Origin of the sequence: Achromobacter sp. Marseille-Q0513 (genome assembly GCF_018195695.1) — a bacterium.
Taxonomy (GTDB): domain Bacteria; phylum Pseudomonadota; class Gammaproteobacteria; order Burkholderiales; family Burkholderiaceae_B; genus Achromobacter.
On the sequence record NZ_JAGTJY010000397.1, the window covers coordinates 1 to 372 of the forward strand.

The following is a 372-nucleotide window of genomic DNA, read 5'->3' on the forward strand; positions in this document are numbered from 1 at the left end:
AACCTGCTGCGCGCCCATGGCCGGGGCCGTCAGTCCATGTGGGTGCTGCTGGCCGGCACCGCCACCGTCGCGCTGCTGGACCCGCTGGTGATCTTCGTCTTCAAGGGTGGCTTGCAGGGCGTGGCCTGGGCCGGCGCCGTCGGACGCCTGGCCACCATGCTGCTGGGCGGCTGGCTGGTGTTCGGACGCCACCAGCTGGTGCGCTGGCCATCCCGCGCCGAGCTGCGGCCGGCGCTGGCCGCGATCGGCAAGATCGCCGCGCCCGCCGCGCTGACCGGGCTGGCCACGCCGGCGGCGGTGATCTTCGCCGCGTCCACCTATGCCGGCTTCGGCTCCAGCGTGATGGCCGGCGCCACGGTCCTGGACCGGGTG

1 pseudogene is annotated in these 372 nt (G+C 74.7%); it reads left to right on the forward strand.

Annotated elements, in window-relative coordinates:
- Positions 1–372: pseudogene (locus KDH83_RS32755) on the forward strand (MATE family protein); the annotation flags it as partial.